The sequence below is a fragment of the Frateuria sp. GZRR35 genome (genome assembly GCF_051900415.1).
In the GTDB taxonomy this organism is placed as follows: domain Bacteria; phylum Pseudomonadota; class Gammaproteobacteria; order Xanthomonadales; family Rhodanobacteraceae; genus Frateuria_A.
On the sequence record NZ_JBHZGL010000009.1, the window covers coordinates 121,370 to 147,886 of the forward strand.

A 26,517-nucleotide genomic window follows, 5' to 3' on the forward strand; every position below is an offset into this window, starting at 1 on the left:
CAACCCTCTCCCCGGAGGGGAGAGGGAGCCAAGTGCGAAGCTCCCGCACCCGAACGCGCAAGCCCTCTTGCCTCAGCTCCCGAGCGCCCGCGGTAAAGCGGCGGCAGCTCCTCTAAGAGCAAGCGACTGACCAAGCAAAGCGCGCAGGCACCTAGCTTTTTAGCCACCCCGGGCTTAGCCGGGCCATTTCTTTGGTTACTTTCTCTTTGGGCCAGCAAAGAAAGTGACCCGAGCGCCGGCAGGCGATCGGAAGCCCGCCGCAGGCGAGCCAAGTCGCGAAGAGACCACGCAAGAACGACAACCAAAGCGTCCCAATGCGGGAAGCATGCCCGCGAGCCCGCCCCTTCACCCCAACCCTCTCCCCGGAAGGGAGAGGGTGGCAAAAACTCAGCGCAGGCCGGTCTCGTTGCGAGCGATCACGATGCGCTGGATCTCGCTGGTGCCCTCGTAAATCTCGGTGATCTTGGCATCGCGGAAGTACCGCTCCAGCGGCATCTCCTTCGAATAGCCCATGCCGCCATGGATCTGCACCGCCTGGTGGCTGATCCACATCGCCGCCTCCGACGCGGTGAGCTTGGCGATCGCCGCCTCGGTGCCAAAGCGGCCACCGTTCTTCTCCGCCTCGCCCTTGGCCCATGCCGCACGCAGCGTCAGCAAAGTGGCCGCGTCCAGCTTGCACTTCATGTCGGCGATCTTGGCCTGGGTCATCTGGAACGTGCCGATCGGCGCACCGAACGCCTTGCGGTCGCGAGACCACTGCAATGTGGCTTCATAGGCGGCGCGGGCAATGCCCACGGCCTGCGAGGCGATACCGATGCGGCCGGCATCCAGCACGCCCATCGCGATCGCGAAACCCTTGCCTTCCTGACCCAGCAGGTTTTCCTTCGGGCAGACGTAGTCGTTGAATTCGATTTCGCAGGTGGCCGACGCGCGGATACCGAGCTTGGGTTCGGTCTTGCCCGCGTGGAAGCCCGGGCGCTTGGTATCGATGATGAACGCAGACACGCCCTTGGCGCCGATGCCCGGCGTGGTGATCGCGAACAGCACGATGTAGCGCGCGACCGGACCGGAGGTGATCCAGCTCTTCTTGCCGTTGATCACCCAGTCGCCGTCGGCATTCCTTGTCGCACGCGTGTGCATGGCCGAGGCATCCGAGCCCGACTGCGGTTCGGTCAATGCGTAGGCGCCGATGGCCTCGCCCGAGGCGATGGCACGCACGTAGGTCTGCTTCTGCTCTTCGGTGCCGTGCTTGAGGATGCCGTTGCAGAACAGCGAGTTGTTGACCGACATGATGGTCGAGGTAGCGGCGTCGGCCGCGGCGATCTCGATCATCGCCAGCACATAGGCGATCGGGTCCATGCCCGCGCCGCCGTACTCGGTCGGCACCTCGATGCCCATCAGGCCAAGCTGGCCCATCTCCTGGATGTTCTCCAGCGGGAACTGGCCCTTGGCGTCCAGCTCGGCCGCCACCGGCGCGATGCGTCTCGAAGCGAAATCGCGGGCGATCGACTGGATCGAGAGCTGGTCTTCGGTGAAACGGAAATCCATGGGCGGCTCCAAGGCTTGGCGAAGCCCGCTAGTTTAGCCGAACCGGCATGCGCGCCCGTAGGGAGGCGCCACGTGCACGCGCTGACCTTGCAGGAGCCCGCTTGCGGGCGATGCTTTTGCCGCATGGGCAAAGAGCATCGCCCGCAAGCGGGCTCATACAGTGTCCGATCCGGGCCGGTCCCGCCCTTGACGTTCCCGATCCGGCCGCCTAGCCTATCCATCTCTGCATCGCGATAAAAGGATGAAAATGGATCTGGCGACCGCCTCCGGCGTCCTGCGCCTGCTGGCCGATCCCACCCGCGTACGCCTGCTCGCCCTGCTGGAGCGCGAGGAGCTGACCGTGGCCGAGCTGGCGCAGGTGCTGCACCTGGCACAGCCGCGCGTGTCCACGCACCTGGCCAAGCTCAAGGAAGCCGAGTTGGTGCGCGACCGCCGTGCCGGCGTGTCGGCGTACTACCGGGCCAACAACGAAGGTGGCTCGCACCAGCACGCGCTGCTCCATTCGCTGCGCGAGAGCATCGACGATGCCCTGCTGCGCGAAGATGCCGCGCGCCTGCCATCGGTCCTGGCCAACCGCGCCCGCGCCGAAGGTTGGGCCGACACCGTCGCCGGCGACATGGAACGCCACTACTCGCCTGGGCGCACCTGGGAAACCCTCGCCCGCTCGCTGCTGCAGTTGCTCGAAACCGGAGACGTACTGGACATCGCCTCGGGCGACGGCATCACCGCCGAGCTGCTGGCACCGCATGCCCGATCGATCGTCTGCGTGGACTCGAGCGAGCGCGTGGTCGCCGCCGCCGCGCAGCGCCTGCAGGCCTTCCCGAACGTGGAAGTGCGCGAAGGTGACATGCACGCGCTGGATCTTGGCAAGCGCCGTTTCGACCTGGTGCTGATGCTGCACGCGCTGACCTATGCCGAACGTCCGGCCCAGGCCGTGGCCGAAGCCGCGCGCCTGCTGCGCAGCGGTGGCCGGCTGCTGGCCGTGACGCTGGGCAGGCACGCCCATCCCACCGCGGTCGAGCCGTTCGATCATCGCAACCTTGGCTTCACCCGCGAGGAGCTGTCGCGCTTCGCCACTGACGCCGGGCTGACCGTCTCCAGTTGCGTGCGCCTGAGTCGCGAGCGCAAGGCGCCGCATTTCGAAGTGATCAGCCTGCTGGCCCGAAAACCGTAAAACCGCTCCTTCCCCGCGCACGGGGAAGTGCCCGAAGGACGGATGGGGGCAACCGCCTCACGCCCGCAAAGTCGAGAAAAACATGACCACCCTGCCCTGGCTCCACCCCGACCGCGTCGCCCGGCTCGAACAGGCCTTGCGCGAGCGCATCCTGATCCTCGACGGCGCGATGGGCACCATGTTGCAAGGCCATGCGCTGGACGAGTCGGGCTTCCGCGGCGAGCGCTTCGCGCACGGCCACGACACCCGGCATGACCATGCCCATCCGGGCGGCTGCGACCTGAAGGGCAACAACGACCTGCTCTCGCTCACCCGCCCGGAGCTGATCCGCGGGGTGCACGACGCCTACCTCGAAGCGGGCGCCGACCTGGTCGAGACCAATACCTTCAACTCCACCCGCATCAGCCAGGCTGACTATCACCTCCAGCACCTGGCGTACGAGCTCAACCTGGAGGGCGCCCGGCTGGCGCGCGCCGCCTGCGACGCGTACACCGCCAGGACGCCCGGCAAGCCCCGCTTCGCCATCGGCGTGCTTGGACCGACCAGCCGCACCGCCTCCCTGTCGCCGGACGTCAACGATCCAGGCTTTCGTAACGTGACGTTCGAGGAACTGGCGACCAACTACCGCGAATCGGCCGCCGGCCTGATCGACGGCGGAGCGGACATCGTGATGGTGGAAACCATCTTCGACACGCTCAACGCCAAGGCAGCGTTGTTCGCGCTATCCGAGCTGTTCCGCGAGCGTGGCGCACGCGTGCCGGTGATGATCTCCGGCACGATCACCGACCGCTCCGGGCGCACGCTCTCGGGCCAGACCGCCGAGGCGTTCTACTACTCGATCGCCCACGCCCGCCCGCTGGCGGTGGGCCTCAACTGCGCACTCGGTGCGGCCGACCTGCGCCCGCACGTGCAAACCCTGGCCGACATCGCCGACTGCTACGTCAGCACGCACCCCAACGCCGGCCTGCCCAACGCCTTTGCCGAGTACGACGAGACGCCCGAACAGATGGCGAGCGTGGTGGCGAGCTTCGCTCGCGATGGGTTGCTCAACCTGGTGGGCGGCTGCTGTGGCACCACGCCGGCGCACATCGCCGCGATCGCCGAGGCGGTGCGCGGTTGCGCGCCGCGGCGGTTGCCTGTGGCCTCGCGGGAAGCCGCGTGAATATCCGGAACCCGCTCCCTCTCTCCTCCGGGGAGAGGGTTGGGGTGAGGGGCCACTCTAGCGATGGTCCAGCACCAAAGCCCGCTCTTTTAGCCCTTCCCGCAAGCGCCGCCCCCTCACCCCGGCCCTCTCCCCGGAGGGGAGAGGGAGCACAAGAAAAAGCCAAAGCAGACGCATGACCACCATCCGCCACACTCGCCTCTCCGGCCTCGAACCGCTGGTCCTCACCCCTGACCTGCTCTTCGTCAACGTCGGCGAGCGCACCAACGTCACCGGCTCGGCGCAGTTCAAGAAGCTGATCAAGGAAGACCGCTACGAGGAGGCCGTCGAGGTCGCGCGCCAGCAGGTCGCCAACGGTGCGCAGATCATCGACGTCAACATGGACGAGGGCCTGATCGACTCCGAGGCAGCGATGGTGCGCTTCCTCAACCTGATTGCCGCCGAGCCGGACATCGCGCGTGTGCCGGTGATGGTCGATTCGTCCAAATGGAGCGTGATCGAAGCCGGCCTGCGCTGCCTGCAGGGCAAGGGCATCGTCAACTCGATCTCGATGAAGGAAGGCGAGGAAGCGTTCCTCGAACAGGCGCGCAAGGTGCGCCAGTACGGCGCCGCCGCGGTGGTGATGGCGTTCGACGAGGAAGGCCAGGCCGATACCTGCGCGCGCAAGGTGGAGATCTGCTCGCGCGCCTACGCCCTGCTTACCGGGCAGCTCGACTTTCCGCCCGAAGACATCATCTTCGACCCGAACATCTTCGCCATCGCCACCGGCATCGAGGAACACAACAACTACGCGGTGGATTTCATCGATGCCACCCGCGAACTGAAACGACGCTTTCCCGCCTGCCACATTTCCGGCGGGGTGTCCAACGTCTCGTTCTCCTTCCGCGGCAACAACGTGGTGCGTGAGGCGATCCACTCGGTGTTCCTGTATCACGCCATCAAGGCCGGCATGGACATGGGCATCGTCAACGCCGGTGCGCTGGCGATCTACGACGATCTGGATTCCGAGCTGCGCGAGCGGGTCGAGGACGTGGTGCTCAACCGCCGGGCCGACGCCACCGAACGGCTGCTGGAGATCGCCGACCGCTACAAGGCAAGGAAGGGCGAGGTGGTGGTGGAAAGCCTCGCCTGGCGCGCCAGGCCCGTGCGCGAACGGCTCGCCCACGCGCTGGTCCACGGCATCGACCAGTACGTGGTCGAGGACACCGAGGAAGCGCGCCAACAGTGCACGCGCCCGCTGGACGTCATCGAAGGTCCGTTGATGGACGGCATGAACGTCGTCGGCGACCTGTTCGGCGCCGGCAAGATGTTCCTGCCGCAGGTGGTCAAGTCCGCCCGCGTCATGAAGAAGGCCGTGGCCTACCTGCTGCCCTACATCGAAGCGGAAAAGGCACGCACGGGCGACACCGGCAAGAGCAACGGCAAGATCGTGATGGCCACGGTCAAGGGCGACGTGCACGACATCGGCAAGAACATCGTCGGTGTGGTCCTGCGCTGCAACAACTTCGACGTGATCGACCTGGGCGTGATGGTGCCGGCGCAGAAGATCCTGGACACCGCGATTGCCGAAAAGGCCGACATGATCGGCCTGTCCGGCCTGATCACGCCGTCGCTGGAAGAGATGGGCCACGTCGCCCGCGAAATGCAGCGCCAGGGCTTCAGCGTGCCGCTGCTGATCGGCGGTGCCACCACGTCGCGCGCGCACACCGCGCTCAAGATCGAGCCGCACTACAAGTCACCGTGCGTGTGGGTGAAGGACGCCTCGCGCGCGGTCGGCGTGGCGCAGTCACTGGTCAGCAAGGACCTGGTCGACGGCTTCATGGCAAAGATCCGCGCCGAGTACGCCGAGGTGCGCGAGCGCCACCGCCACCGCGGCCCCGGCAAGCAGCTGGTGCCGCTGGAAAAGGCCCGCGCGCAGCGCTTTACCTGCGACTGGGCGAACTACGACCCGCCGCAGCCGGCCCGCCCGGGCCTTACCGTATTCGACGATTACGACCTGGCGGAGCTGCGCGAGTACATCGACTGGACACCGTTCTTCCAGGCCTGGGAACTGGCCGGCCACTACCCGGCGATCCTCACCGACGAGATCGTGGGGCCCCAGGCGACCGAGCTGTTCAAGGACGCGCAGACGATGCTCGACCGCATCGTCGCCGGGAAGTGGCTGACCGCCCGTGCCGTCATCGGCTTCTGGCCTGCCACCCGAGTCGGCGACGACATTGAACTGGACCTGCTCCCTCCCCCCTCCGGGAATGGGGATAGCGTAAGGGGCCAAGGCTTGCCGGAAACTACGGCCGGCGCGGCCGCAGCAAAGGTCATGCTCCTCCACCTGCGCCAGCAGGCTGACAAACCCGTCGAGCGCCCGAACCTCTGCCTGTCCGACTTCATCGCGCCAAAGGAGCACGGCAAGCGCGACTGGATCGGCGGTTTCGCGGTCACCGCGGGCCTGGGCATCGAGCCGCACCTGGAGCGTTTCCACGCCGAGCACGACGACTACTCGTCAATCATCCTCAAGGCCCTCGCCGACCGTCTCGCCGAAGCCTTCGCCGAACGCATGCACGAACGCGTACGCCGCGAATTCTGGGGCTACGCCTCTGACGAAGCGCTGGACAACGAAGCCCTGATCGCCGAGAAGTACCGGGGCATCCGCCCGGCCCCGGGCTATCCCGCCTGCCCAGATCACACCGAAAAGACCACCCTGTTCCGGCTGCTCGACGCCCAGGCCAACGCCGGCATCGAACTCACGGAAGGCTTTTCGATGTATCCGGCCGCGGCCGTCTCGGGCTGGTACTTCTCCCATCCGGGCAGCCAGTACTTCGTGGTCGGCCGGCTTACCCGCGAACAGGTCGACGATTACGCCAAGCGCAAAGGCTGGAGCCGCGAGGACGCCGAGCGCTGGCTCGCATCGAACCTCGATTACGACCCGGACTAGCCCCCGGCGGGAGCGTACCTGGGCGCGACAGTACCCGGTCGCGCACGCGCGGCACCCGATTGCAGGAACGTACGCCCGCGTGACCCGTGTTTGCGTCTACCGTCGGCGTCGTGTCCAGGCGATCGCGCCCGCTTGCCGCCTCAGACCTCGTCGCCGGTGGCGCTGTTCCTGCGATGGCGCATGTGCACCACCAGGTTGTAGACCGACACGAACACCGGAAAGAAATTGGAGAGGATTCCAACCGAGTCGTTCTTGCCCACGGTGAAGTAGGCGAGCAACAGCGCGCTGCCGATCACCGACAGCCACCAGAAGGCCAGCGGCATCACGACCCGCTTGTACTTGCGCGTGTAGTACAGCTGCACGAACCAGCGGCTGGTGAACATGAACGTGCCGGTGAATCCGACCAGCTTCCACGGCGTCAGGTGGAACTGCTGCAACGCGTGCAGGATGGGAGCGAGAAGATCCATGAGGTCGGCGCCTGCCTGAAAGGCGGGCATTCTACCCAACGCCGTCCGCATGCGACGTGGGCATTGACCACGCCCTCGAGGGTCCGTATAGTTGCGCGCTCTCGGGCGATTAGCTCAGCGGTAGAGCACTGCCTTCACACGGCAGGTGTCGCAAGTTCGATCCTTGCATCGCCCACCACGTTCGAAAAAAAAACCCGGCCTTGTGCCGGGTTTTTTCCTTGGGGGCGCCGGCCTCAGCCGCAGCGGCCGCCGGCCTCGATTTTCCGGATCGACGCGCGCCCGGAAGTGGACAGCAACACCGCCGCGCCCTGCACCCGGTCGGTACTCTCGCCGACGGTATCGCCCTCGGACATGGGGCAAACCAGGAAGCTCAGCGGGGCATTACTGGTGGTCGAACCGTCCTGGCTGAACCCGACGTCGTTTACCGCCGTGCCGGTATCGTCTACCAGGCGGACGCTGATGCCTGACTTGGCCTGGGTGACGCGCAACACCTCGTCGGCCGAGGTAAACGTCGCCGCCGACCCCGGCGCGGTCTCCCGGTAAATCACCCAACCGGCCTCGAACGTGTTCGAACCGGTACATGCAGCACCGTCCGTGCTGCCGCAGAGCTCCGTGACCACCCGACGGGTGATGGCGTCGTTGCGCGCGTACTGCAAGTCGGCAAGCACGGCGTTGGACTGTGCAGTGACCGCGCTGCGGCGCATGAAGTCGCGGAAGTTGGGCAAAGCGATCCCTCCCAGGATCGCCAGCACGACCACGGTCACCATCAGTTCGATCAGCGTGAAGCCGCGCGATGGCCTGGACGCACGCGTGCTCATGGCTTGGTCCCCGTTTCGCAGAACTGGGTGATGCGATGCCTGGTGCGGAGCTTGGCCTGGTTGCGCTGTTCCGCATCGAGCTTGGTAGCTGCATCGGGGCTGTTGCCGCTGACCACCATGCGGTTCTTTTCGAGCACCGCCAGATCATTGCGTGCCGCGTCGCAGGCCTGCTTGCGGTAGGCCGCCTGTGCCTCCTCCAGTTGCGGCGTGGGCTCGGCTACCGACGCCGGCGGTGCGGGAGCGGCCTGCTCGCTGCCCTGCCCTTCAAGCGTGAGCGTCTCGGCCTTGTGGCCGGGCGGAGGTGAAGCACTGAAATGGACCGTGCCGCTGGCATCGGTCCACTTGTAATACGTGCCGTCCTGGGCCGTCGCGGCCAGGCACATGCACGCGGCGATACACCCGGCCAGGAGCTTTCCGCGCCTCATGTTCAGCGGCCCCAGCATTTGGGATCGTTGGCGGTCGATCCGGTCGACTCCTGGCGACCGGTCTCGTCGAGGCTGAGCGTCTGGCACTGCGTATCGTCGTCGTGCTGCGAGCCCGTCGCGGTGGCCACCAGGGTATAGGTGGTCGTGCTGGCGCTGGCCGGGTCGATGCTGACCGTGTAGTAGCTGCCGGCCATCGAACTTGTGCCACCCAGCTTGGAGACGCTGTCGGCGTAGGCGTTGTTGCTGTAGAGGAAACGCTCCTGCCTGGCCGCCAATTCGGTAAGCGCGCGCTGCGCATCCACACGATGGGAACGCACCACGTACCTGCGGTATGACGGAATCGCGACCGCCGCCAGGATGGCGACGATCAGCAACACGATCATCATTTCGATCAGCGTAAAACCCTGCTGCCTGCGCATGCGGCGCTCCTTACTTGTCCAGCGGTTCATGCCAGGATACCTCGCTGCTGAGCACCGACTTCAGGGTGGTGATCTCCTTGCAGATGATCGCGCCCGTCGAGGTCTGCACGCAGGCGGTGAGCTTGCGCTGGCCGGTGCCCTCACCCACGTGGAGGCTCGGCGGCGCCGGCAGGCCCGGCCCCATGTCGGTCGACTTGTTCACCCGTTCCTTGCCATCGACGCTGGTGGTGCCGAAGGGGTTGTCGGTCGGGTTGGCCGTGCCGCTCTTGTAGTTGAGGCTGTACAGCGCGCCACGTCCCACGTCCGTGCAGGTGTCGGTGCCGGGGAAGAACGTGGAGGTCAGCAGCACGCCGCCCAGCAGGCTCTGCGAGCTGACCACGCGCTCGGCTGGCGTCTTGTCGGTCGTGGTCGTCGGCGCGGTCAGCTTCTGGTACCAGCCCAGGCGCGTGTCCGTGTCGAAACTGCCCAGCAGCTTGTCGAAGGTATCGATGCTCTTGCCATCCGCATCGGTGCCCGCCCCCGACACCGAGGTGTCGGTGAAGACGTTGACATTCGTGACGTCGACCAGATCAGCCATGGCCAGCGGCAGCACCTTGTATTGCTGGTCGCTCGTCGACAGCAGCGAGGTGTCGATCAAACCCACGATCTTCTGTTGGGCTGTCGACGCCAGATCGTTCTTGGTATACGCACGGCCGGTGCCGAAGAACACCATGGGCGCACCGCGGTCATTGCGGCCGACCGTCGGACGAATGGTGACCGGCAGGTCCAGGTCCTTGAGTATGCGCAGCTTCGTCCAGTTGTTCGGGTCCGGATCGGCTGCGCCGTCGTAGATGAAGTTGAGCTTCCACAACGAGCCGCCGAATGCTCCCGTACCGGTGCCCTTGACGCTGCCGAAGTAGAGGCCTTCGGACCGGCCATCGAGGTTGTAGTCGGAGGCGATGAGATCGCCCGCGAAGCTGGTGGCGCCCGCGTCGGTAGCACCGATGTCCTTGAAATCGAACACCTTGGTTGGTGTGGCGGAAAGCGCCGCAAGATCGTAGGCACGGATCTTCAGCGAGGTGGATGCGACTGCGCTCCCGCCCTCGGTCGTGCCGACGCCGCCGTTGTCCGCCGTGCCCGAGCCGGTGAACAGGAAGAACTTGTTCGGGCTGCCCGAGGTGTTGTCGCGGAACATGGCCGCCGCCGGGATGGATGAGGTGTAGCTATCGACCACCTTGGTGATGTCCACGCACGACGGAGCGTTCAGCTTGTCGTCGCTGGCGCACTTGGCCGTGCCGTCCGACAACGCGGTGTTGGTCAGCTCGGCCAGCAGCTTGGGCGGATCTTCCGGATCGGTCACATCCAGCACGACGTAGGCGGAGAACGAGTTCTGCGTTGCCGTGGTGTTGTCGGTGGCGGTATTGACCGAGATCGGGCCACCGCCGAAGCGGAACGGCACGATCAGGATGGTGCCCCAGCCGTCGGGGTGAACCGTGTCTTCGGCAAAGATCTTCACGTCCTGGGCGATCGGGCTGCCATCGACGTAGAAGTTGTGCTTGTAAGCCGGGTCGGCCAGCCACCGCAGGTGGGGCAACAGGTTGCCTGGCACGTAGGCCCAAAGCTCGCCACCCAGCGGATCGGCCGTCGGCGTGAGGTCGGTGTCGGTCGGGGTCAGCTGCAGCCGATGCTCGCGGGCGTTGTAGAAGCCGCCGTTGAAGGCGTGCAGCATGCCGTCGTTGGCACCGACGTAGACGACCTGGCGACGGTTCCGGTACTTGTTCCTGAATTTGCCATAGCTGGTATCGCCGTATAGCAGGTCAAAGGCTTCCGACGGAGTACCCACGACGACAGGCGTGGAGTCGACGATGTCGCCCAGGCGCAGCACGCGCAGCGTGCCATTGTTGTCGTAGTCGACCGTCCGCGAGCGCCACAACGGGTTGCCCTTGGCATCCTTGTCCGTGAGCTCGTAACCACGGATCCAAGCGACGAGGCGCATGGCCACGTTCGGATCGGCGGTGTTGAGGTAGCGGAAGTTTCCGGTGGTGCTGTTGGTCTTCTTTTCGCCGTAGAAGCCCGCGGTACTGCTCTTGCCGGTGCCGCTGAACGCAAACGGCTGCTGCTCGCCGCTGTCGACCACGCCGTCATGGTCGTTGTCGATCCACGTGAAGATGTAGCGACCATTGCTGGAAAGCGCATCGTAACTGCGGTTCGCACTGGTCAGGTCGCTGCTGACGCCGGTGTCGAAACCGGTGCTCCACAGCTCCTCCTGCGCGCTCCACACTTTCCTCAGCTGATCCAGTTTCTGATCGGTGATGATGGCATCTTCTTTCTTGAAGACCGTCACGGGCGAGCCGTCAGCGTTGGCCGGCATGACCTCACGGTGGAACTTGGTCTGATTGTCGGTCGGATCGTAGAAGAACTCGATTACCGGATCGACGTCGTAGCCATCGAGCACGGCCGAGCCACTGGTGAAGCCGTTCCCGTTCTCCCGAAGGTGTCCAAAGCTGTCCGTCCAAAGGCCATTGAGCGTGCCGCTCCAGGCCGCGACGCGATCACTGGAATCCTTGCGTTCGGCCTGATAGAGCGCCTGGTAGACCAGGCCCACGCCCTTGGCGCTGTTGGCCACCACCGCAGCGGCCGTACCGGAGCCGGCGCGCTTGAGGATGGCATCGAACGTGCGCGAGAGCCGATCCTGCAGCTGGGCCGGGTTGCGGACCATGAAGTAGTTGTCCGGCAGCCCGTCCTGTCCGATGACACCCGAGTCGTTGACGATCGAGTCCCACTCGGGCGAGTCCGCCTTGTCCGGCTTGTTGTTCTTGTCCTGGTCGGTGAAGCCGCCGTACTTGGCGGCGTAGAACAGCGGATTGGGCAGCGGCAACTGCTCGGACGGACCGGTGCTCAGCTTGTCCGCGGACGGGCGGCTCCAGCTGTCGGCGTCGCCCTTGCTGCCGTACAGGAGACTGCCGTTCTTGTCGCCAGGCCTCAACACCGTGAACTTCGCAGCCTGTCCGGTGGAATTGTCCGCACCGGCCATGGTGTAGCCGATGCGCAGGGCATTGCCCGCATAGGCCGAAAGCGCCTGCACCCGGGTCACCAGGAACTGGCCGTTGCTGGTGTTGACCTTGCCGTTCTTGCAGATGTTGGAGTCGAGCGTGTCGACGCAGATGTCGTCGTAGCCGTCGTTGTTTCCGTCGTAGGAGCAGTAGGCACCCACGCAAAAGCTCAGCATCTCGACCACGTCGTTGTCGTGGTCGTTGCCCCATTGCGAGTCTTCCCACGTGATCGTAAAACTGCCGCGCACGGGGCGACGCTGCCCGTTGTAGGTCACATCCAGCGAGGGAAGGCCATAGACCTTGTAATTGCCCTTTGAGTCCTTCTGGGTCGTGGACGTCTTGGGACCCACGGTCAGGTTGCCCAGATAGCAACTGCGCCAGCCCGTAGTGCTCGCCAACCCTGCCGAGCCGTTGTTGTTGGCCTGGCATGCCGGCGTGATGGTGATGAAGTCGACCGGGCAATTCCCGATGTCGTTGCCGGTCTCGCACACCGGGATGGTGAAGCTCGGCAGCGACTCGGCCAGGGCGATCGCATAGGTCTGCACCTTCTGCGTTCCGGTCTTGTCCTTGCGCATGTCATTGGTCCAGGCCTCGTAGGCCAGACCCGCCATCTGGTAACCGCCTTCGAGCGAGGGCACGTCCGGGCAGATGCCGTGCGCCAGCGCGAGATCGTCGATCTCGTAAGGCGTACACACGTCCTGATACGTGGTGCCATCCAATGCGCCGTAGCGACCCACCAGATACTTCGGTGGCGAACCGCTGGTCTTGGAGCCGGCCAAATTCTCGTTGGTGCCGACCAGCGTAGTCGCCGCATCAGCCTGGGTCGGCAAGGACGCCACGCTCGGAATCTGATCGCTGTCGAACGAATTCAGGCCCGTGGTGATGACGATGATGCTGCAGTTGGCGCAGTACGCATTGCCGCCGTCTTCCGGCTTCCTGTAGGGGTCCTTCCAGGTCGCCAGCGGCAAGCCCGCGACGCCGTTGATGGACGCATCGCTGACGTTGAACAATGTGGTGGGTGCGCTCTCGCCGCCGATGTAGCGCAACGCCTCGGCATACATCTCCGCGAGCGGGTTGCCCGAATCCTTGCAATCGTACGCATCGGTGCCCGAAGCGCCCGGATCGTTCAGGTGCTTGGTACCCGCCGAGCCGCGCTGCAAGATGCCATAGGTGCCGCAATCGTCGTAATTGTCCGTGCTCGGATTCCATGACGTCAGGCGGAACCGGCTCAAGGTATTGACGATGCCTTCGTTTCCAGCGGCTACGTTGCAGAATTGACCGGTCTGCAGGTTGACTTCGTCCACCTTGCCGTTGGCCGGATCGTAGGTACAGCCGGTGGTGGCATTACCGGCAAACAGGCCGATATTGCGGCGCAGGACGCCGCCCGCACGGGGTTTGCTGTAGGTGCCGGTGATCAGTCCGAAACGCATGGAGCCGTTTTCACCGTAGCGCTGCAGCAACCCGGCGGGCTTCCAGTGATCGACCGACGTGCCGTCAGTGAGCGTTTCGGTGTACTTGCGGCAGAACTTTTCGCGATAGTCGGCCGCATTGCAGGCGAGCACGCGCACGGTGTAGACCGAGTTGCCCAGTCCGTCGCTCTTCTGCGGCGAGTCGGACTTGTTGATGTCGCTGCCCGACTCGGAAATGTCGTCGCGCCAACGGCATTGCTCGCGCGCGGTCGACGCCCACTCGGTATAGGAACCCTTCGCTACCCTCAATTGCGGAGCACCAGTGGTGCTGGGCGAAACGTTGCACATGGACAGACCCTTGCCACCCGTGCTTGTGGTGGTGAAGGGAGTGAACTTGTTGACGTCGGTGCCCAGGTAGACCTTGGACCAGGCATGCAGGTCGCTCGGGATGTAGGAGCGCTCCAGTACCGTGCTGGTCTTGGTATCGGTGGAGCGATTGCCGCCGTAGAGAACCAGCCGCAACACGTCGATACGGCTCATCGCGGCCCAGTTGAGGAAGTTGCCGCTCCACTTCGTGCCGTCGCACTCGTGCGCCTTCTCGTTGCCGTTGTCGTCCGTCGCGTCGGCGCCGGCAACGAACTGCCCGTTGTTGTAGCCGTAGCAGAGATTGGCGTCGAAATAGCCGGAGTAATCGAACCCGTCCTGATAGGTGGTGTCGACCACGCCATCGCCGTTGAGGTCGGTGTAGTCGGTGTACGCCTTGATGTAGAGCTGCTCGTCGCGGGACATTACCAGCATGACCAGCGGGGGCACCGAGCCGACGTTGAGCAGCGGGTAGGCGGTGTAGTTGTCCGCCGTCGCATCGCTGCCGTTGCTGGTGGTCGAGATCGGAGCATCCAGGCCGACGCCCGCGGTGATGCTCGCCGCGTGGGCGGGCGGCAGGTATGAAACACCGGAAACCAGCGTCAGCAGAGCCAGTGCGGTGACGTTGGAAAACAGTTTGCCAAGTTGCATGTTCATTCCCCTGCCCGCTTTAGTTGCGGATCGATTGGCGGTACTGGGCCATGGTGACGGCACGGCCGTCGCCCGGTACGGTGCCAACGCTCATTACTTCGAAATACATGCTGCCGCCGCCGGCCGCGGCACCGCCGCCAATGCCGCGGTAGCCGGCTGCCTGGGCGCCGCCGGAACCTTCCGCGAGCACCGTGCCGTCCGGGATGATCGATATCGTGGCCGAGACGTTGCGCGAGCAATTGCTGCTGGTCACGTCGCACAGGGACAGAATCGCGTCCGGATGCCAGGTGCCGCTGTCGTAGCGCTTCTCCTCCGGCAGAGTGCCGCAGGTCGGCTGCAGGTTGGCATAGAACAGATCGACCACGCCGTCACAATCCTTCTGCAGGCCGTCCTTGACCACGGCCAACATGTCGTCGGTGAGGCTGAAATCGAAGTCATCGTTCGGCAACGAGCCACCGAGATCTTCGGGCCAGCCACGCTGGAAGACGTGCTCGTCGAACATCGCAATCGGTACCGAGCGGAGGGTTTCGGAGGTCTCGAACGCCCGCTGGTGATTGGCCACGTTGGTGACCAGGCGCATTTCCATAAGGGTGCCGCGCATGGCGATCACTGCCACCAGCGAAAGCACCACGAGGAAGACGAGGCCGACAAAAAGCGCGATACCGCGCTGGCGTGAACGTGTCGCGGAAATGTTCATCGGGTTGCCACCAGCATGCGGATGCGGTTGCGCAATTGCACCACCTGGGTCAGTGGGGTGCGGGCGAATTGCCAAGGCTGGCTGCCGGCGACGGAGAAGCTGGCGCAGCCGGTCGTGGTCGTGGATGCGGTGCCGATGACGTAGGTGCAATTGCCGACGCTGAACGTACCTGTGTGCGGCATCGACACGTCGCGCTGTTGCGACACCGCCACCAGGCCGACGTTGACGGTAATCACGCGCGTCCACTCGTCGGCCGAGACGGTACTTGCATCCTCGTAGTTTGCCGGCACCAATTGGTTGATGTCCGTACCGGTAATGCCATAACGGAACTGCAGCTGTTCAATCCCCTCCACCAGCGGCTCCTCGGTGAGGTTGCCGGTGCTGTCCAGGCGCATGCGCATGAGCGTGGGGACCGGATTTCCGCCGTCGTCCGACGCGTCGCAATGGGACGCGTCCGAGCCACCGGACGGATCGCTGCAGGGCCGCAGGTAATACATGTCCAGGCGGTAGGGGTACACGTAACGACCGATGGCGGAGGCGGGCGGCGTGGTCGGCACCGAATCGCTGCCCAGGAACAATGCCGCCTGTTGCCCGATCGCCGACACCAGGTATACCTGCTTGGGTGCGGCGCCGATGGTGGTACTGGCGGCCGGGTCCATGCCGTCGGCATCGACGTAGCGCGTCACCAGTACATCGGAGCCCTTCACGTAATCCTTGTCGTCCACGCAGCCGGAAAGCGGGAACGCGGCACCGCCCTCGTAGCCGAAGACGCCTTCCCGGGTATCGAGGATCCAGGCTGCCTTGCAATCGCCGCGCGCGGTTACGGCGGGCGAACCGGTCACCACGCCACCCGCATTGCCGCCCCAGAAGTCGGCCATGCGCAGCGACCAGCCAATGCGGTCAGAGGCAAAGCGCACGTTCTGCTGCAGGATGTTGGTGCCCTGCTGCAACTGGTAGGACTTGCGATTCGCCAACAGCACCTGGATCAGGCCTGCGACAACGATAAGGCCCAATACCACGGCGATCATCATCTCGACCAGCGAGAAACCGCCGGCGGCGCGGCGGGAACGGCTCGATCCCATGCGTGGTGTCCTCATGGCAGCATGCTGAAGCTGTAGGTGCCGTTGTCGGCGGCGGTCAGCTGCTTGTCGCCGTTGAGATCCAGCCCGTTCCACGACACCGTGATGGTGAAGGTACCCAGGCTGGCGTCGCGCTCCACCTTGGCCGCCGGCACGCCCTTGGCGGCGATCGTGCTGTTCTTCAGGCTGTCCAGCCAGCCCTTGAGATCCCTCTTGGCCTGGGCGCACGGCGCATTGCTGGTACAGCTGGCCGGATCCGGTGCGACCGAACCGTCATAGATGTAGTAGCTGCTGCTGCCATCGGCCGGGTCGACGCCCTGCGGATTGGCGCGCATGGCATCGGCCAGGCTGCGCGCCTGGATGATCGCGTTGGTGCGCGAACTCGATTCCTTGGTGAACTGGGCGCCCTTGGTCTGCAGCAACGCCAGGCCAAGCATGCCGATGCCGAACACGACGATCGCGACCATCACCTCGATCAGCGATACGCCGCGCTGGCTGCGCGCGTAACGATTCATTTCCGTCCCCTACCGGATCACGCCGACTCCAGCATAGGCGGCCCCGCGGCAACCGCCAGACCCGGACGGACGAAAGGCGGCTTTTTTCCGACGAACGGCATCCACCGTCCGGCCGGATGAGGCATGCGTCACACCACCTGGGCGCGGCCGCCGACCTCCACGCGGTTGCGCCCGGCATCTTTGGCGCGGTACATCGCATTGTCGGCGCGTCGAATCAGTTCCGCGAGATCGTCCGCATCATGGTCGGCCATGGCCGCGCCGACACTGGCGGTGATCCGCAACCCCGGAGCGAGATGGGCCAACGGGAGGCATTCGACCCTCCGGCGCAGGCGTTCGGCGATCTGCAGGGCCACCTCCGGTGTGGTGTCCGGCAGCACCACCAGGAATTCTTCACCACCCATCCGCCCGATCATGTCGAAGCGGCGCAGCGCCTGTTTGCACGATTGCGCCACGCGCACCAGCACCTGGTCGCCGACGGCATGCCCGAAGGCGTCGTTCACCGCCTTGAAGTGGTCCACGTCCACCACCAGCACGCACAACGGCTCACCGTCGGCGCCGGCACGCGCCAGCGCCCGCTGGGCCAGTTGTTCGATATGACGGCGGTTGGCGATGCCGGTAAGCGGATCGGTCATCGCCAGCCGGTGCAACTTGCGCGAGCGCCGGAATTGCCGGGCCGCCAGCCATAGCAGCAGCACGATCAGCACGCCGCCCAGCACCAGCGCCAGGCGCTGCCAGTGGCGCACATGCTCGAGCGACTCCAGTTGCTGCTCCTTCAACGCACGATCCGCGGCCAGCCGGCGGTTCTCCTGGTCGCGCTGGGCGGTCTGGAACTGGTAATTCATCAGCGTGGCGTTGTCCGAGTGCGCCTTGCGATCCAGCGCCTCGTGCACCGAAACCAGCCGGCGCAGGTCCGCCACCGCCAGATCCAGATGGTCGAGCGCCTGGTAACTGCGCGCGCGGGCATCGAGCAGTTCCGCCAGGTAACGCAGGTTGCCGCTCTGCCGAAGCAGCTTCTCGGCCTGGTTGTATTCGTCGATCGCCTGGGCGTGCTTGCCCATGCCCGCATGCGCCTCGGCGGTCTGCAGCATGATCATGTCGCGATTGGAGCGATCACCAATGCGCGCGAAACCGGGCTTGGCCCGTTCCAGCTCCACCAGCGCTTCCTGGTGGCGCCCCTGCAGGTTGTCGACCTGGGCCAGTCCCAGATGAATGCTCGCGCCGCGCGAACGGCTGTCCACCTCGTGCGCGAGCACCAGCGCCCGGTGCAGATGCCGCTCCGCCGCCGCCTGGTTTCCCGCTTCGCTTTCGAGGAAGCCCAGCTCCATGTGAGCGCCGAGCTGCTCCGCGCGGTCATGACGCTGTTGGCCGATGGCGAGCAGTTTGTCGAGGTATGCGCGCGCCTGCGTTTCCTCGCCCAGCCGACGATAGGCCACCGCGATATTGAACAGGTTGTCCTCGCTCTCGACCGGGGCACCGCTGCTTTCGTAGAACTTCTGCGCCTCCAGGAAATCGACCAGCGCCAGCGCGTGCTCGCCCAACAGCGACTGCACGCTGCCGCGCCAGGTCAGGCCGTCGGCGACCAGCCGCTGGTCTTCGTGCTGGCGGGCCAGGGAGATGCCGGCGTCGTAGTCGGCCAGCGCATCTCGCGGCGTGGTCAGCGCTTCCTGGTTGGCGCCGCGGCAGAAATGGAAATTGACTTCCGCCTCGAAGTAACCGAGGCGCCGGGCGTCGGCAATGCCCTTGTCGGCGTACGCGATAGCCTGTTCAGGAGAGGTGTCCAGGCCAAGGACGCAGTACATGTAGCGGTAGCGCAACTCGCGCCGGGGATCATCCGGCGGCAGCAGGTTCTTCATGTGCTGCAACGCTTCGAGGACGCCCGCCTGGGTATCGGGCGAGATTTCGCCCCGCTCAAGTTGGCCTGCGTACTGGTCGAAGGCAGCCGCCTGGTCGGACGGCACGGCGGCGAGCGCCCGCCCCAGGAACAGCAAGGCGATCAGGATCGACACTGCCCGCAGCAGCGGTTTTGCTCTGGCTGTCGATTTGGGCAAGGTCGAGGAATCCGTTAGGTGCCTCTCCCTGGCGAGCTCTGGCTGCATGTCTCCCCCATGTAGCGGCAGAAGACCTGGAAACTGTAGTGGGCGGCGCCCCCTCCATCCATCCACCATCCACTGCAGTCCCCAAGCTTGCCACGGCTCGCGCGCTTGCGTGTGCCGCGGTCGATCCGTAGAATTTCCGTCTCTTTGCCGGAATAGCTCAGTTGGTAGAGCGGCGCATTCGTAATGCGTAGGTCGTAGGTTCGATTCCTATTTCCGGCACCAGCTCATGAAAAAGGCCCGCGCGAGCGGGCCTTTTTTCTTTTGTGAGAGCCACTTGCGTCAGAGGCTGGCAGGTACGTTGCCGCCATCCAGGCGCAGCTCGCGCGGCAGCGCGAAGGTGATGGTTTCCGCCTCGCCCTGCAGCTCGCGTACGTCCCCGGCACCCCAGGACTGCAGGCGGGCGATCACGTCGCGCACCAGTTTGTCCGGCGCCGAGGCGCCGGCCGTGAGGCCGATCCGGGTGACGCCATCAAGCCAGGCGCGGTCGATGTGCTCGGCACCGTCGATCAGGAAAGCGCGCACGCCCTGCTTTTCGGCCAGCTCGCGCAGGCGGTTGGAGTTGGAACTGTTGACCGAGCCGACCACCAGCACCAGGTCGACCGCTGCGGCCAGCCGGCGCACGGCGTCCTGGCGGTTCTGCGTGGCGTAGCAGATGTCGTCCTTGCGCGGCCCCTCGATATCGGGGAAACGTTCGCGCAGCGCGGCGATGATCGCCTTGGTGTCGTCCACCGAGAGCGTGGTCTGGGTGACATACGACAGCTGGTGCGGAAAGCGCGGCGCCAGCGAGGCGACGTCCTCGACCGACTCGACCAGCAGGATCTCGCCGCTGTTGGCCGGATTCCACTGGCCCATGGTGCCTTCGACCTCCGGGTGGCCGGCATGGCCGATCAGCACCACGCTGCGCCCGGTGCGGCCCAGCCGCGCCACTTCCATGTGCACCTTGGTGACCAGCGGACAAGTCGCGTCGAACACCTTCAGTGCGCGCTGGCCGGCTTCCTCGCGCACCGCCTGCGATACGCCGTGGGCGCTGAAGATCACCGTGGCGCCGTCAGGCACCTCGTGCAGTTCCTCGACGAAGATGGCGCCGTCGGCGCGCAGCTTTTCGACCACGTAGCGGTTGTGCACCACCTCGTGGCGCACGTAAATCGGCGCGCCGTAAGACTCCAGTGCACGCTCGACGATGGCGATGGCGCGGTCGACGCCGGCGCAGAAGCCGCGGGGATTGGCGAGCAGGATATCCATGGGCATTCGCAGAAGTGGAACAGGTTTCTGTAGGAGCGCACCTGTGCGCGACCGCCATGCATCCCGGTCGCGCACAGGTGCGCTCCTACAGTGGCCGCATTATCGCACGTCGGCCTTGCCGCTCCTGAAACCGAACAGGATCAGCAGCACTGCGCCCACCGTGATGCCGCAGTCGGCCACGTTGAACACCGGATAGCTCCACTGCCGGTAGTAGACGTGGATGAAATCGGTCACCTGCGCCGCGTGCAGGCGGTCGACCAGGTTGCCCAGCGCGCCGCCGATGATCAGCGCCAGCGGCAGCGCCGTGCGCCAGTCGCGGCGCGCGGTGCGCGCCAGCCACACGACCAATACGCCACTGATCACCAGGGCGAGCGCCACGAAGAACCAGCGCTGCCAGCCGTCGCTCTGCGCGAGGAAGCTGAAGGCGGCACCCGTGTTGAAGGCCAGTGTCCAGTTGAGGAAGCCCGGAATCACCGGATGCGGCATGCCGGGCGGCTGCAGGGCGTGCAGCGCCCAGGCCTTGGTGAGCTGGTCGAGGCCGATGACCAGCAGGGAGAGCAGCAGCCAGGGCAAGGCGTTGGGTTTGGGGTGCATGGGTTTCTCGCTTCGTTCCCTCTCCCGCCGGGAGGGGTGCCCGACAGGGCGGGTGAGGGCTCGGGCGGAGCGCGCTGTCGAGGCTCGCCCGGACCCTCACCTCACCCCTCTCGCTGGGAGAGAGGGGCTTTCAGGTCAGAACCAGCGGCGCTTTTCGCCCTGCCCCGCCACGTTTTCGACACAACGGCCGCACAGTTCGGGATGTTCCGGATGGCTGCCCACGTCAGGGCGGCGGTGCCAGCAGCGCACGCACTTGGGCGCGTCGCTGGCGACGGCCGAAACCCAGGCCTCGCCATCGGCCAGCTCCACCTTCGCCGCCTCGTCGGCGCGCGCCGCCAGCGGCGCCAGCGAGGCGTCGGACGTGATGAAGAAGAAGCGCAGTTCGTCCTGTGCCGGCGCATACCGCTCGACCAGCGCCGGATCGGCATGGATCGCCAGGTTCGCCTCCAGCGACGCGCCGATCTGCTCGGCCTTGCGCATGCCCTCGAGCACGCGCGCGCCGGCTTCGCGGATCGCCAGCAGGTCGGCCCACCAGCGGCGCTGCTCGGGCGAGCCCTGCGTCGCAGCCAGGCCGTCGTACCAGGTTTCGAACAGCACGCTTTCGCCACGCTCGCCGGGCAGCTGCTGCCAGATCTCCTCGGCGGTGAACGCCAGGATCGGCGCCAGCCAGCGCACCAGCGCCTCGGCGATGCGGAACATCGCGCTCTGCGCGCTGCGCCGGCCGTGGCTGTCGGTCGGCATGGTGTAGAGGCGGTCCTTGGTGATGTCCAGGTACAGCGCGCCCATCTCGTTGGTGCAGAAGTTCTGCACCCGCGCGACGACGTCGGGGAAGTCGTAGCGCTCGTACGCGGCGATGACCGCCTGCTGCACGTCGAACGCCTGCTGCACGGCCCACTGGTCCAGCGGCAAGGTCTGCTCCACCGGCAGCAGGTGTTTCGCCGGATCGAAGCCGTCCAGGTTGCCGAGCAGGAAGCGCGCGGTGTTGCGGATGCGCCGGTAGCTGTCGGAGACCCGCTTCAGGATCTCGTCGGAGACGGTCATCTCGTTGCGGTAGTCGGCCGAGGCCACCCACAGGCGCAGCACGTCGGCGCCGAGCGTGTCCATTACCTTCTGCGGCGCAACCACGTTGCCGAGCGACTTGGACATCTTGCGGCCGGACGCATCGACGGTGAAGCCGTGCGTGAGTACCTCGTTGTACGGCGCGCGGCCATGGATCGCCGAGGAGGTCAGCAGCGAGGACTGGAACCAGCCACGGTGCTGGTCCGAGCCTTCCAGGTACATCACCTTGTACTGCGCCGCGTCGCCCTGCTGCAGCTCCGGCCGCTGGCCGATCACGCAGAAGTGCGTAACGCCCGAATCGAACCAGACGTCGAGAATGTCGGTGACCTTCTCGTAGTCGTCCGCCACCTCGCCCAGCAACTGGCCGGCATCCAGCTCGTACCACGCGTCGACGCCGCCCTGCTCGACCCTCTTTGCCACCTGCTCGAGCAAGGCGACCGAATCCGGATGCGGCTCCTGCGTGGCCTTGTGCACGAACAGCGCGATCGGCACACCCCAGGTGCGCTGGCGGCTGATGCACCAGTCGGGGCGGCCGGCCACCATTCCGGCGATGCGCTCCTCGCCCCAGGTCGGCACCCAGCGTACGTCCTTGATCGCCTTCAGCGCGGTGGCGCGCAGCTTTGCCTGCTCCATGCCGATGAACCACTGCGGCGTGGCGCGGAAGATCACCGGCGTCTTGTGGCGCCAGCAATTGGGGTAACTGTGCTCGATCTTCGCGTGCGCGAGCAGCACGCCGCGCCCGCGCAGCAACTCGACGATGGCGTCGTTGGCCTTCCAGATGTGCATCCCGGCCAGGGCGACGCCATCGGCGGCCGGCACGTCGTCGCGGTAGGCCCCACGTGGGCCGACATAATTGAGCGTACCCAGGCCGTTCTCGCGGCCGACGATGAAGTCCTCCATGCCGTGGTCGGGCGCGGTGTGCACGGCGCCGGTACCGTCCTCGGCGGAGACGTGCTCGCCGAGCAGGACCGGCACTTCACGCGGGTAGAACGGGTGGTGCAGCTTCAGGCCATCGAGGTCGGTGCCTTTGACGTGGCCGAGCACCTTCGGCGCATCGACGCCGTAGCGCTTGAGCGCCGGCTCGACTAGCGCACTGGCAACCACCAGCAGCATGCGCCGGCCATCGCGCGCCGGTCCTTCGACCAGTGCATATTCGAGATCCGCACCCAGCGCCACTGCCTGGCTGGACGGCAACGTCCACGGCGTGGTGGTCCAGATCGGCACCGCGACGATCGCATCGCCCGGATCGACGCCGAACTTGCCGGCCAGCGCTCGTGGATCGACCGCGTCGTAAGCCACGTCCACCGCCGGCGACTGCTTGTCGCCGTACTCGATCTCGGCCTCGGCCAGCGCCGAGCCGCAGTCGAAGCACCAGTACACCGGCTTGGCGCCGCGCACCACATGGCCGTTGTCGACGATGCGCGCCAGCGCGCGCAGCATGTCCGCCTCGTAGCGGAAGTCCATCGTCTTGTAAGGGTGCGACCAGTCGCCCAGCACACCCAGCCGCTTGAAGCCCGCGCGCTGGCCGTCGACCTGCTCCTGCGCGTACTCGCGGCACTTCTGGCGGAACGCACGCGCGTCGAGCTTCTCGCCCGGCTTGCCGTGCTTCTTCTCCACCGCGATCTCGATCGGCAGGCCGTGGCAGTCCCAGCCAGGCGCGTACGGCGAGCGGTAGCCGGCCAGCAGCTTGGACTTGACCACCATGTCCTTGAGGATCTTGTTGACCGCGTGGCCGATATGGATCTCGCCATTGGCATACGGCGGGCCGTCATGCAGCACGAAAGCCTTGTCGCGACCGGCAACCTTCTGCTGGATCTGCGCGTAGCGGCCGACCCTTTCCCACTCGGCAAGCCAGTGCGGCTCGCGCTTGGGCAGGTCGCCGCGCATCGGAAAATCCGTCTGCGGCAGGTTGATCGTGCTCTTGTAGTCGTGCGTCATGAGGAGCTGTCCGTGGGGCGACGCCGGCAAGGCGCGAAACGCGCCGGCGAACCGTTGAAAATAGTGGAAATTGCTGCGTTGCGGTAGAGGACGATTCGTGTAGGAGCGCCCTTGGACGCGACCGCCATGGTGGTCGCACCCAAGGGCGCTCCTACAAACAGCGACCAATCAAGCTTCTGCCAATCGCGGGTTCATGCCCAGTAGCTCGCGCGCCTGGCGGGCGTCGTCATGCATCTGCGCGGTCAGCGCCTCCAGGCCGTCGAATTTCTGCTCGTCGCGCAGCTTGGCGACGAATTCCACGGCCATGCGCCGGCCATAGAGATCGCCTTCGAAATCGAACAGGCAGGTTTCGAGCACCGGCTGCGCGACCTGGTTGATCGTCGGTCGTAATCCGAGCGAAGCGACGCCGGGCCAACTGCACGGGGCTTCTCCCAGCCCAACGCGCACGGCAAAAATCCCCTGGATGGGACTGACCCGCCCGCGCAGATGGATGTTGGCCGTAGGGAAACCCAACGTTCGACCCAACTGGTTGCCGCGCTCGACCCGCCCTTCGATCACGAACGGACGCCCCAACAGGGGCGTGGCGCCGGCGAACTCGCCGGCAGCAAGCAGCGCCCGCACGCGGGTAGCAGACACGCGTGCGCCATCGAGCAGTACCGGCGGCATCACCCGCGTGATGAAACCGAGCCCGGCACCCATGCGTTCGAGCATGGCCACGTCGCCCGACCGCTTGTGGCCGAAACGGAAATCCTCACCGACCCAAACCTCGCGCGCCGCCAGCCGGTCGACCAGCACGCGCCGTACGAAGTCTTCGGCAGACATCGCGGTCAACGCCTCGTCGAAGCGCAGGAGCAGCGCGTGCACCATGCCCGCCGCGGCAAAGCCCTTGAGTTTCTCGCGCACGCTGGAGAGTCGGGGCACGGGTTCGCGCGAGAAGTACGCCCGCGGCAGCGGCTCGAAGCTGATCACCGCCGGCGCTGCCTCCAGCGCCTGCGCGCGAATGCGCACCTCGGCCAGGAGGGCCTGGTGCCCGCGATGCAGGCCATCGAAGGCGCCGATGGCCACCACGCTGCCTTCGGGGGCCAGGCAGGGGCCCGCAAGGTCCCGGGAGAGTCTCGTCATCCGGCCAGTATAAGCGGACGTCCGTCGCGAGCCGTTCACGTTCCTGCGGGAGGCTAGACCCCGCGTAGCTCGCCCATACGAAAGCCCATGGCAAAAAGCGCGACGACGTATGTCAGGCCGCCGGCGCCTACCAGCACCGCCAGGTGCCAGACACGCGTGACGGTCGCCACCGAGGTCCAGTCCTGCCACAGCCAGCGCCCGAGCAGCAGCACCGCCACCATCGCCGTGCAGGCCACCGCCAGTCGCACGAAATGGCGCGCCCAGCCGTGCTGGCGCTCATACACCCCAGCCTGCTTGAGCCAGCGCCACAGCAGGCCCAGGTTGATGTAGCTGGCCAGCGCGCTGGCCATGCCCAGCGCCATGTGCAGGCCCGGCACCTCGGCCAGCGCCTGCAGCCATGGGGCCTGCTTCTGGCTCGGGGTCGCCCACAGCGCGAACAGCAGCGCCACGAACAGCACATTGAGCGCCATGTTGGCGATGAGCGAGGCCACGCCCGCCCGCACCGGCGTGCGCGTGTCCTGCCGCGCGTAGAACGCCGGCAACAGCACCTTGACCAGCGCGAACGCCGGCAGGCCGAAGCTCAACGCGGTGATCGACAGCGTTGCCATGCGCGTGTCGAACGCATCGAAGCGGCCATGCTGGAACAGCGTCGCCACCAGCGGCTCGGCCAGCAGCATCAGGCCAAACATCGCCGGCACGGCGATCAGCAGCGTGGTGCGCAAACCCCAGTCCAGCGCGCGCGAAAAGCCCGTGCGGTCGGTAGTGACATGGTGGCGCGACAGCGAGGGCAGGATCACCGTGCCCAGTGCCACGCCGAACACACCCAGCGGCAGTTCGAGGAAGCGGTCCGCCTGCGACAGCCAGCTCTGCGAGCCGGCAATCAGCAGCGAGGCGATCACCGTATCCAGCAGCAGGTTGATCTGCGCCACCGAGGAGCCGAACAGGGTCGGGACCATCAGCCGCATGATCCGGCGCACTTGCGGATGGCTCCAGCCCCAACGCGGCAGCGCAAGCAGGTCCAGCCCGCGAAGTGCGGGCAACTGGAACAGCAACTGCAGGATGCCGGCAGCCAGGATCGCCCAGCCCAGCGCCAGGATCGGCGTATCGAGCCACTTGGACAGCCACAGCGCGCCGGCGATCATGCACAGGTTGAGGATCACCGGCGTCAGCGCCGGCAGGCCGAACCTGTGGAAACTGTTGAGCGCACCGCCCGACAGCGCGGTCAGCGAGACAAACAGCAGGAAGGGGAAGGTCAACCGCAGCAGTTCTACCGTCAGCGCGAATTTCTTCGGCTCGTCCAGCGCACCGGGCGAGAAAAGCATGGTCACTTCCGGCGCGAAAATCAGCCCGATCGCCGTGACCACCAGCAGCACGCCACCCAGCGTGCCCGACACCCGCGCCATCAGCTCCTTGAGGTCGGCGTGGCTGCCCTTCTCCTTCACCTCAGTAAACACCGGCACGAAAGCGGTGGAGAACGATCCCTCCGCGAACAGCCGTCGCATGAAGTTGGGGATGCGGAACGCCACCCAGAACGCGTCGGTCGCCGCGTTGGCGCCAAAGGCCGAGTTGATCGCCATGTCGCGCACCAGGCCGAGCACGCGGGAAATCATGGTCATGCTGCTGAACGAGAGCAGCCCACGGAACATGCTGGGGGATTTCATGCGTGGAACGGAACCTGGCCCGGCCAAAGGCGCTAGTGTGACAGCCCCCCGGGGCGCGCAGGTAGCCGGGACATGGCAGCGGCGGGGAACCGCCGCTCGTAGGAGCACGCCCTGTAT

Annotated in this window: 18 protein-coding genes and 2 tRNA genes; 5 read left to right on the forward strand and 15 right to left on the reverse strand. The window is 65.9% G+C overall.

Annotated features, from left to right (window positions below; genetic code table 11):
* Positions 1 to 387: 387 nt before the first annotated feature.
* On the reverse strand, positions 388 to 1,548 hold the full coding sequence (locus tag ACFWZ3_RS12060) for an acyl-CoA dehydrogenase family protein (RefSeq protein ID WP_439707966.1): 1,161 nt from the start codon (positions 1,546 to 1,548) through the stop codon (positions 388 to 390).
* Positions 1,549 to 1,795: 247 nt separating this feature from the next.
* On the opposite strand from ACFWZ3_RS12060, the gene ACFWZ3_RS12065 reads away from it, so the two are divergent.
* The 3 genes from ACFWZ3_RS12065 to metH all read left to right on the forward strand — a co-directional run bounded on the left by ACFWZ3_RS12065 (position 1,796) and on the right by metH (position 6,813).
* Positions 1,796 to 2,722, forward strand: coding sequence for an ArsR/SmtB family transcription factor (locus ACFWZ3_RS12065; RefSeq protein ID WP_439707967.1), 927 nt, complete (start codon positions 1,796 to 1,798; stop codon positions 2,720 to 2,722).
* An 82-nt stretch (positions 2,723 to 2,804) separates the two neighbouring features.
* The gene (locus ACFWZ3_RS12070; protein WP_439707968.1) at positions 2,805 to 3,884 is read left to right on the forward strand and encodes a homocysteine S-methyltransferase family protein; all 1,080 of its coding nucleotides are present in this window, start codon (positions 2,805 to 2,807) and stop codon (positions 3,882 to 3,884) included.
* A 175-nt stretch (positions 3,885 to 4,059) separates the two neighbouring features.
* Positions 4,060 to 6,813, forward strand: coding sequence for a methionine synthase (gene metH, locus ACFWZ3_RS12075; protein WP_439707969.1), 2,754 nt, complete (start codon positions 4,060 to 4,062; stop codon positions 6,811 to 6,813).
* 140 nt (positions 6,814 to 6,953) lie between these two features.
* Here the strand turns inward: metH and ACFWZ3_RS12080 are convergent, their stop codons facing one another.
* Positions 6,954 to 7,280, reverse strand: a complete 327-nt coding sequence (locus tag ACFWZ3_RS12080) for a lipid-A-disaccharide synthase N-terminal domain-containing protein (RefSeq protein ID WP_439707970.1) — start codon at positions 7,278 to 7,280, stop codon at positions 6,954 to 6,956.
* Between the two features lie 103 nt (positions 7,281 to 7,383).
* Here ACFWZ3_RS12080 and ACFWZ3_RS12085 point away from each other — a divergent pair.
* Positions 7,384 to 7,458, forward strand: a tRNA-Val gene (locus ACFWZ3_RS12085).
* Positions 7,459 to 7,513: 55 nt separating this feature from the next.
* On the opposite strand, the gene ACFWZ3_RS12090 is transcribed toward ACFWZ3_RS12085, so the two are convergent.
* The 8 genes from ACFWZ3_RS12090 to ACFWZ3_RS12125 form a co-directional block, all read right to left on the reverse strand.
* Positions 7,514 to 8,098: a GspH/FimT family pseudopilin gene (locus ACFWZ3_RS12090; RefSeq protein WP_439707971.1), complete on the reverse strand. Its 585-nt coding sequence runs from the start codon at positions 8,096 to 8,098 to the stop codon at positions 7,514 to 7,516.
* Entirely contained in the window at positions 8,095 to 8,541 is a 447-nt protein-coding gene (locus ACFWZ3_RS12095; RefSeq protein WP_439707972.1) for a DUF4124 domain-containing protein, read from the reverse strand. The genes ACFWZ3_RS12090 and ACFWZ3_RS12095 overlap by 4 nt, the downstream gene beginning before the upstream one ends.
* Entirely contained in the window at positions 8,526 to 8,942 is a 417-nt protein-coding gene (locus ACFWZ3_RS12100; RefSeq protein WP_439707973.1) for a type IV pilin protein, read from the reverse strand. The genes ACFWZ3_RS12095 and ACFWZ3_RS12100 overlap by 16 nt, the downstream gene beginning before the upstream one ends.
* A 10-nt stretch (positions 8,943 to 8,952) precedes the next feature.
* Positions 8,953 to 14,397, reverse strand: a complete 5,445-nt coding sequence (locus tag ACFWZ3_RS12105) for a pilus assembly protein (RefSeq protein ID WP_439707974.1) — start codon at positions 14,395 to 14,397, stop codon at positions 8,953 to 8,955.
* Positions 14,398 to 14,416: 19 nt separating this feature from the next.
* On the reverse strand, positions 14,417 to 15,094 hold the full coding sequence (locus ACFWZ3_RS12110) for a PilX N-terminal domain-containing pilus assembly protein (RefSeq protein ID WP_439707975.1): 678 nt from the start codon (positions 15,092 to 15,094) through the stop codon (positions 14,417 to 14,419).
* Positions 15,091 to 16,176: a PilW family protein gene (locus ACFWZ3_RS12115; RefSeq protein WP_439707976.1), complete on the reverse strand. Its 1,086-nt coding sequence runs from the start codon at positions 16,174 to 16,176 to the stop codon at positions 15,091 to 15,093. The genes ACFWZ3_RS12110 and ACFWZ3_RS12115 overlap by 4 nt, the downstream gene beginning before the upstream one ends.
* A gap of 11 nt (positions 16,177 to 16,187) precedes the next feature.
* Positions 16,188 to 16,688: a type IV pilus modification protein PilV gene (gene pilV / locus ACFWZ3_RS12120; protein ID WP_439707977.1), complete on the reverse strand. Its 501-nt coding sequence runs from the start codon at positions 16,686 to 16,688 to the stop codon at positions 16,188 to 16,190.
* Positions 16,689 to 16,816: 128 nt separating this feature from the next.
* Positions 16,817 to 18,736 carry a diguanylate cyclase gene (locus tag ACFWZ3_RS12125; protein WP_439707978.1) on the reverse strand — a complete coding sequence of 640 codons (1,920 nt, stop codon included), beginning with the start codon at positions 18,734 to 18,736 and terminating at the stop codon, positions 16,817 to 16,819.
* 194 nt (positions 18,737 to 18,930) lie between these two features.
* Between ACFWZ3_RS12125 and ACFWZ3_RS12130 the strand changes: the two genes are divergently transcribed.
* Positions 18,931 to 19,006 (forward strand) — tRNA-Thr (locus ACFWZ3_RS12130).
* 57 nt (positions 19,007 to 19,063) lie between these two features.
* On the opposite strand, the gene ispH is transcribed toward ACFWZ3_RS12130, so the two are convergent.
* The 5 genes from ispH to murJ all read right to left on the reverse strand — a co-directional run bounded on the left by ispH (position 19,064) and on the right by murJ (position 26,400).
* On the reverse strand, positions 19,064 to 20,026 hold the full coding sequence (gene ispH / locus ACFWZ3_RS12135; protein WP_439707979.1) for a 4-hydroxy-3-methylbut-2-enyl diphosphate reductase: 963 nt from the start codon (positions 20,024 to 20,026) through the stop codon (positions 19,064 to 19,066).
* A 99-nt stretch (positions 20,027 to 20,125) separates the two neighbouring features.
* Entirely contained in the window at positions 20,126 to 20,620 is a 495-nt protein-coding gene (gene lspA / locus ACFWZ3_RS12140; protein WP_439707980.1) for a signal peptidase II, read from the reverse strand.
* Positions 20,621 to 20,755: 135 nt separating this feature from the next.
* Positions 20,756 to 23,617, reverse strand: coding sequence for an isoleucine--tRNA ligase (gene ileS, locus ACFWZ3_RS12145; RefSeq protein WP_439707981.1), 2,862 nt, complete (start codon positions 23,615 to 23,617; stop codon positions 20,756 to 20,758).
* 168 nt (positions 23,618 to 23,785) lie between these two features.
* Positions 23,786 to 24,739, reverse strand: a complete 954-nt coding sequence (locus tag ACFWZ3_RS12150; RefSeq protein ID WP_439707982.1) for a bifunctional riboflavin kinase/FAD synthetase — start codon at positions 24,737 to 24,739, stop codon at positions 23,786 to 23,788.
* A gap of 53 nt (positions 24,740 to 24,792) precedes the next feature.
* Positions 24,793 to 26,400, reverse strand: a complete 1,608-nt coding sequence (gene murJ / locus ACFWZ3_RS12155; RefSeq protein WP_439707983.1) for a murein biosynthesis integral membrane protein MurJ — start codon at positions 26,398 to 26,400, stop codon at positions 24,793 to 24,795.
* Positions 26,401 to 26,517: the final 117 nt, after the last annotated feature.

Excerpts from the sequence above, each read along its gene's own strand:
- murJ (WP_439707983.1), bottom strand. The coding sequence starts at position 26,400 with ATGAAATCCCCCAGCATGTTCCGTGGGCTGCTCTCGTTCAGCAGCATG.
- ACFWZ3_RS12150 (WP_439707982.1), bottom strand. The coding sequence starts at position 24,739 with ATGACGAGACTCTCCCGGGACCTTGCGGGCCCCTGCCTGGCCCCCGAA.
- ACFWZ3_RS12080 (WP_439707970.1), bottom strand. The coding sequence starts at position 7,280 with ATGGATCTTCTCGCTCCCATCCTGCACGCGTTGCAGCAGTTCCACCTG.
- ACFWZ3_RS12115 (WP_439707976.1), bottom strand. The coding sequence starts at position 16,176 with ATGGGATCGAGCCGTTCCCGCCGCGCCGCCGGCGGTTTCTCGCTGGTC.
- ACFWZ3_RS12090 (WP_439707971.1), bottom strand. The coding sequence starts at position 8,098 with ATGAGCACGCGTGCGTCCAGGCCATCGCGCGGCTTCACGCTGATCGAA.
- ACFWZ3_RS12065 (WP_439707967.1), top strand. The coding sequence starts at position 1,796 with ATGGATCTGGCGACCGCCTCCGGCGTCCTGCGCCTGCTGGCCGATCCC.
- ACFWZ3_RS12070 (WP_439707968.1), top strand. The coding sequence starts at position 2,805 with ATGACCACCCTGCCCTGGCTCCACCCCGACCGCGTCGCCCGGCTCGAA.
- ACFWZ3_RS12105 (WP_439707974.1), bottom strand. The coding sequence starts at position 14,397 with ATGCAACTTGGCAAACTGTTTTCCAACGTCACCGCACTGGCTCTGCTG.
- ACFWZ3_RS12110 (WP_439707975.1), bottom strand. The coding sequence starts at position 15,094 with ATGAACATTTCCGCGACACGTTCACGCCAGCGCGGTATCGCGCTTTTT.
- ACFWZ3_RS12060 (WP_439707966.1), bottom strand. The coding sequence starts at position 1,548 with ATGGATTTCCGTTTCACCGAAGACCAGCTCTCGATCCAGTCGATCGCC.
- ispH (WP_439707979.1), bottom strand. The coding sequence starts at position 20,026 with ATGGATATCCTGCTCGCCAATCCCCGCGGCTTCTGCGCCGGCGTCGAC.
- ACFWZ3_RS12100 (WP_439707973.1), bottom strand. The coding sequence starts at position 8,942 with ATGCGCAGGCAGCAGGGTTTTACGCTGATCGAAATGATGATCGTGTTG.
- pilV (WP_439707977.1), bottom strand. The coding sequence starts at position 16,688 with ATGAATCGTTACGCGCGCAGCCAGCGCGGCGTATCGCTGATCGAGGTG.
- ACFWZ3_RS12095 (WP_439707972.1), bottom strand. The coding sequence starts at position 8,541 with ATGCTGGGGCCGCTGAACATGAGGCGCGGAAAGCTCCTGGCCGGGTGT.
- ileS (WP_439707981.1), bottom strand. The coding sequence starts at position 23,617 with ATGACGCACGACTACAAGAGCACGATCAACCTGCCGCAGACGGATTTT.
- metH (WP_439707969.1), top strand. The coding sequence starts at position 4,060 with ATGACCACCATCCGCCACACTCGCCTCTCCGGCCTCGAACCGCTGGTC.
- lspA (WP_439707980.1), bottom strand. The coding sequence starts at position 20,620 with ATGCACCCCAAACCCAACGCCTTGCCCTGGCTGCTGCTCTCCCTGCTG.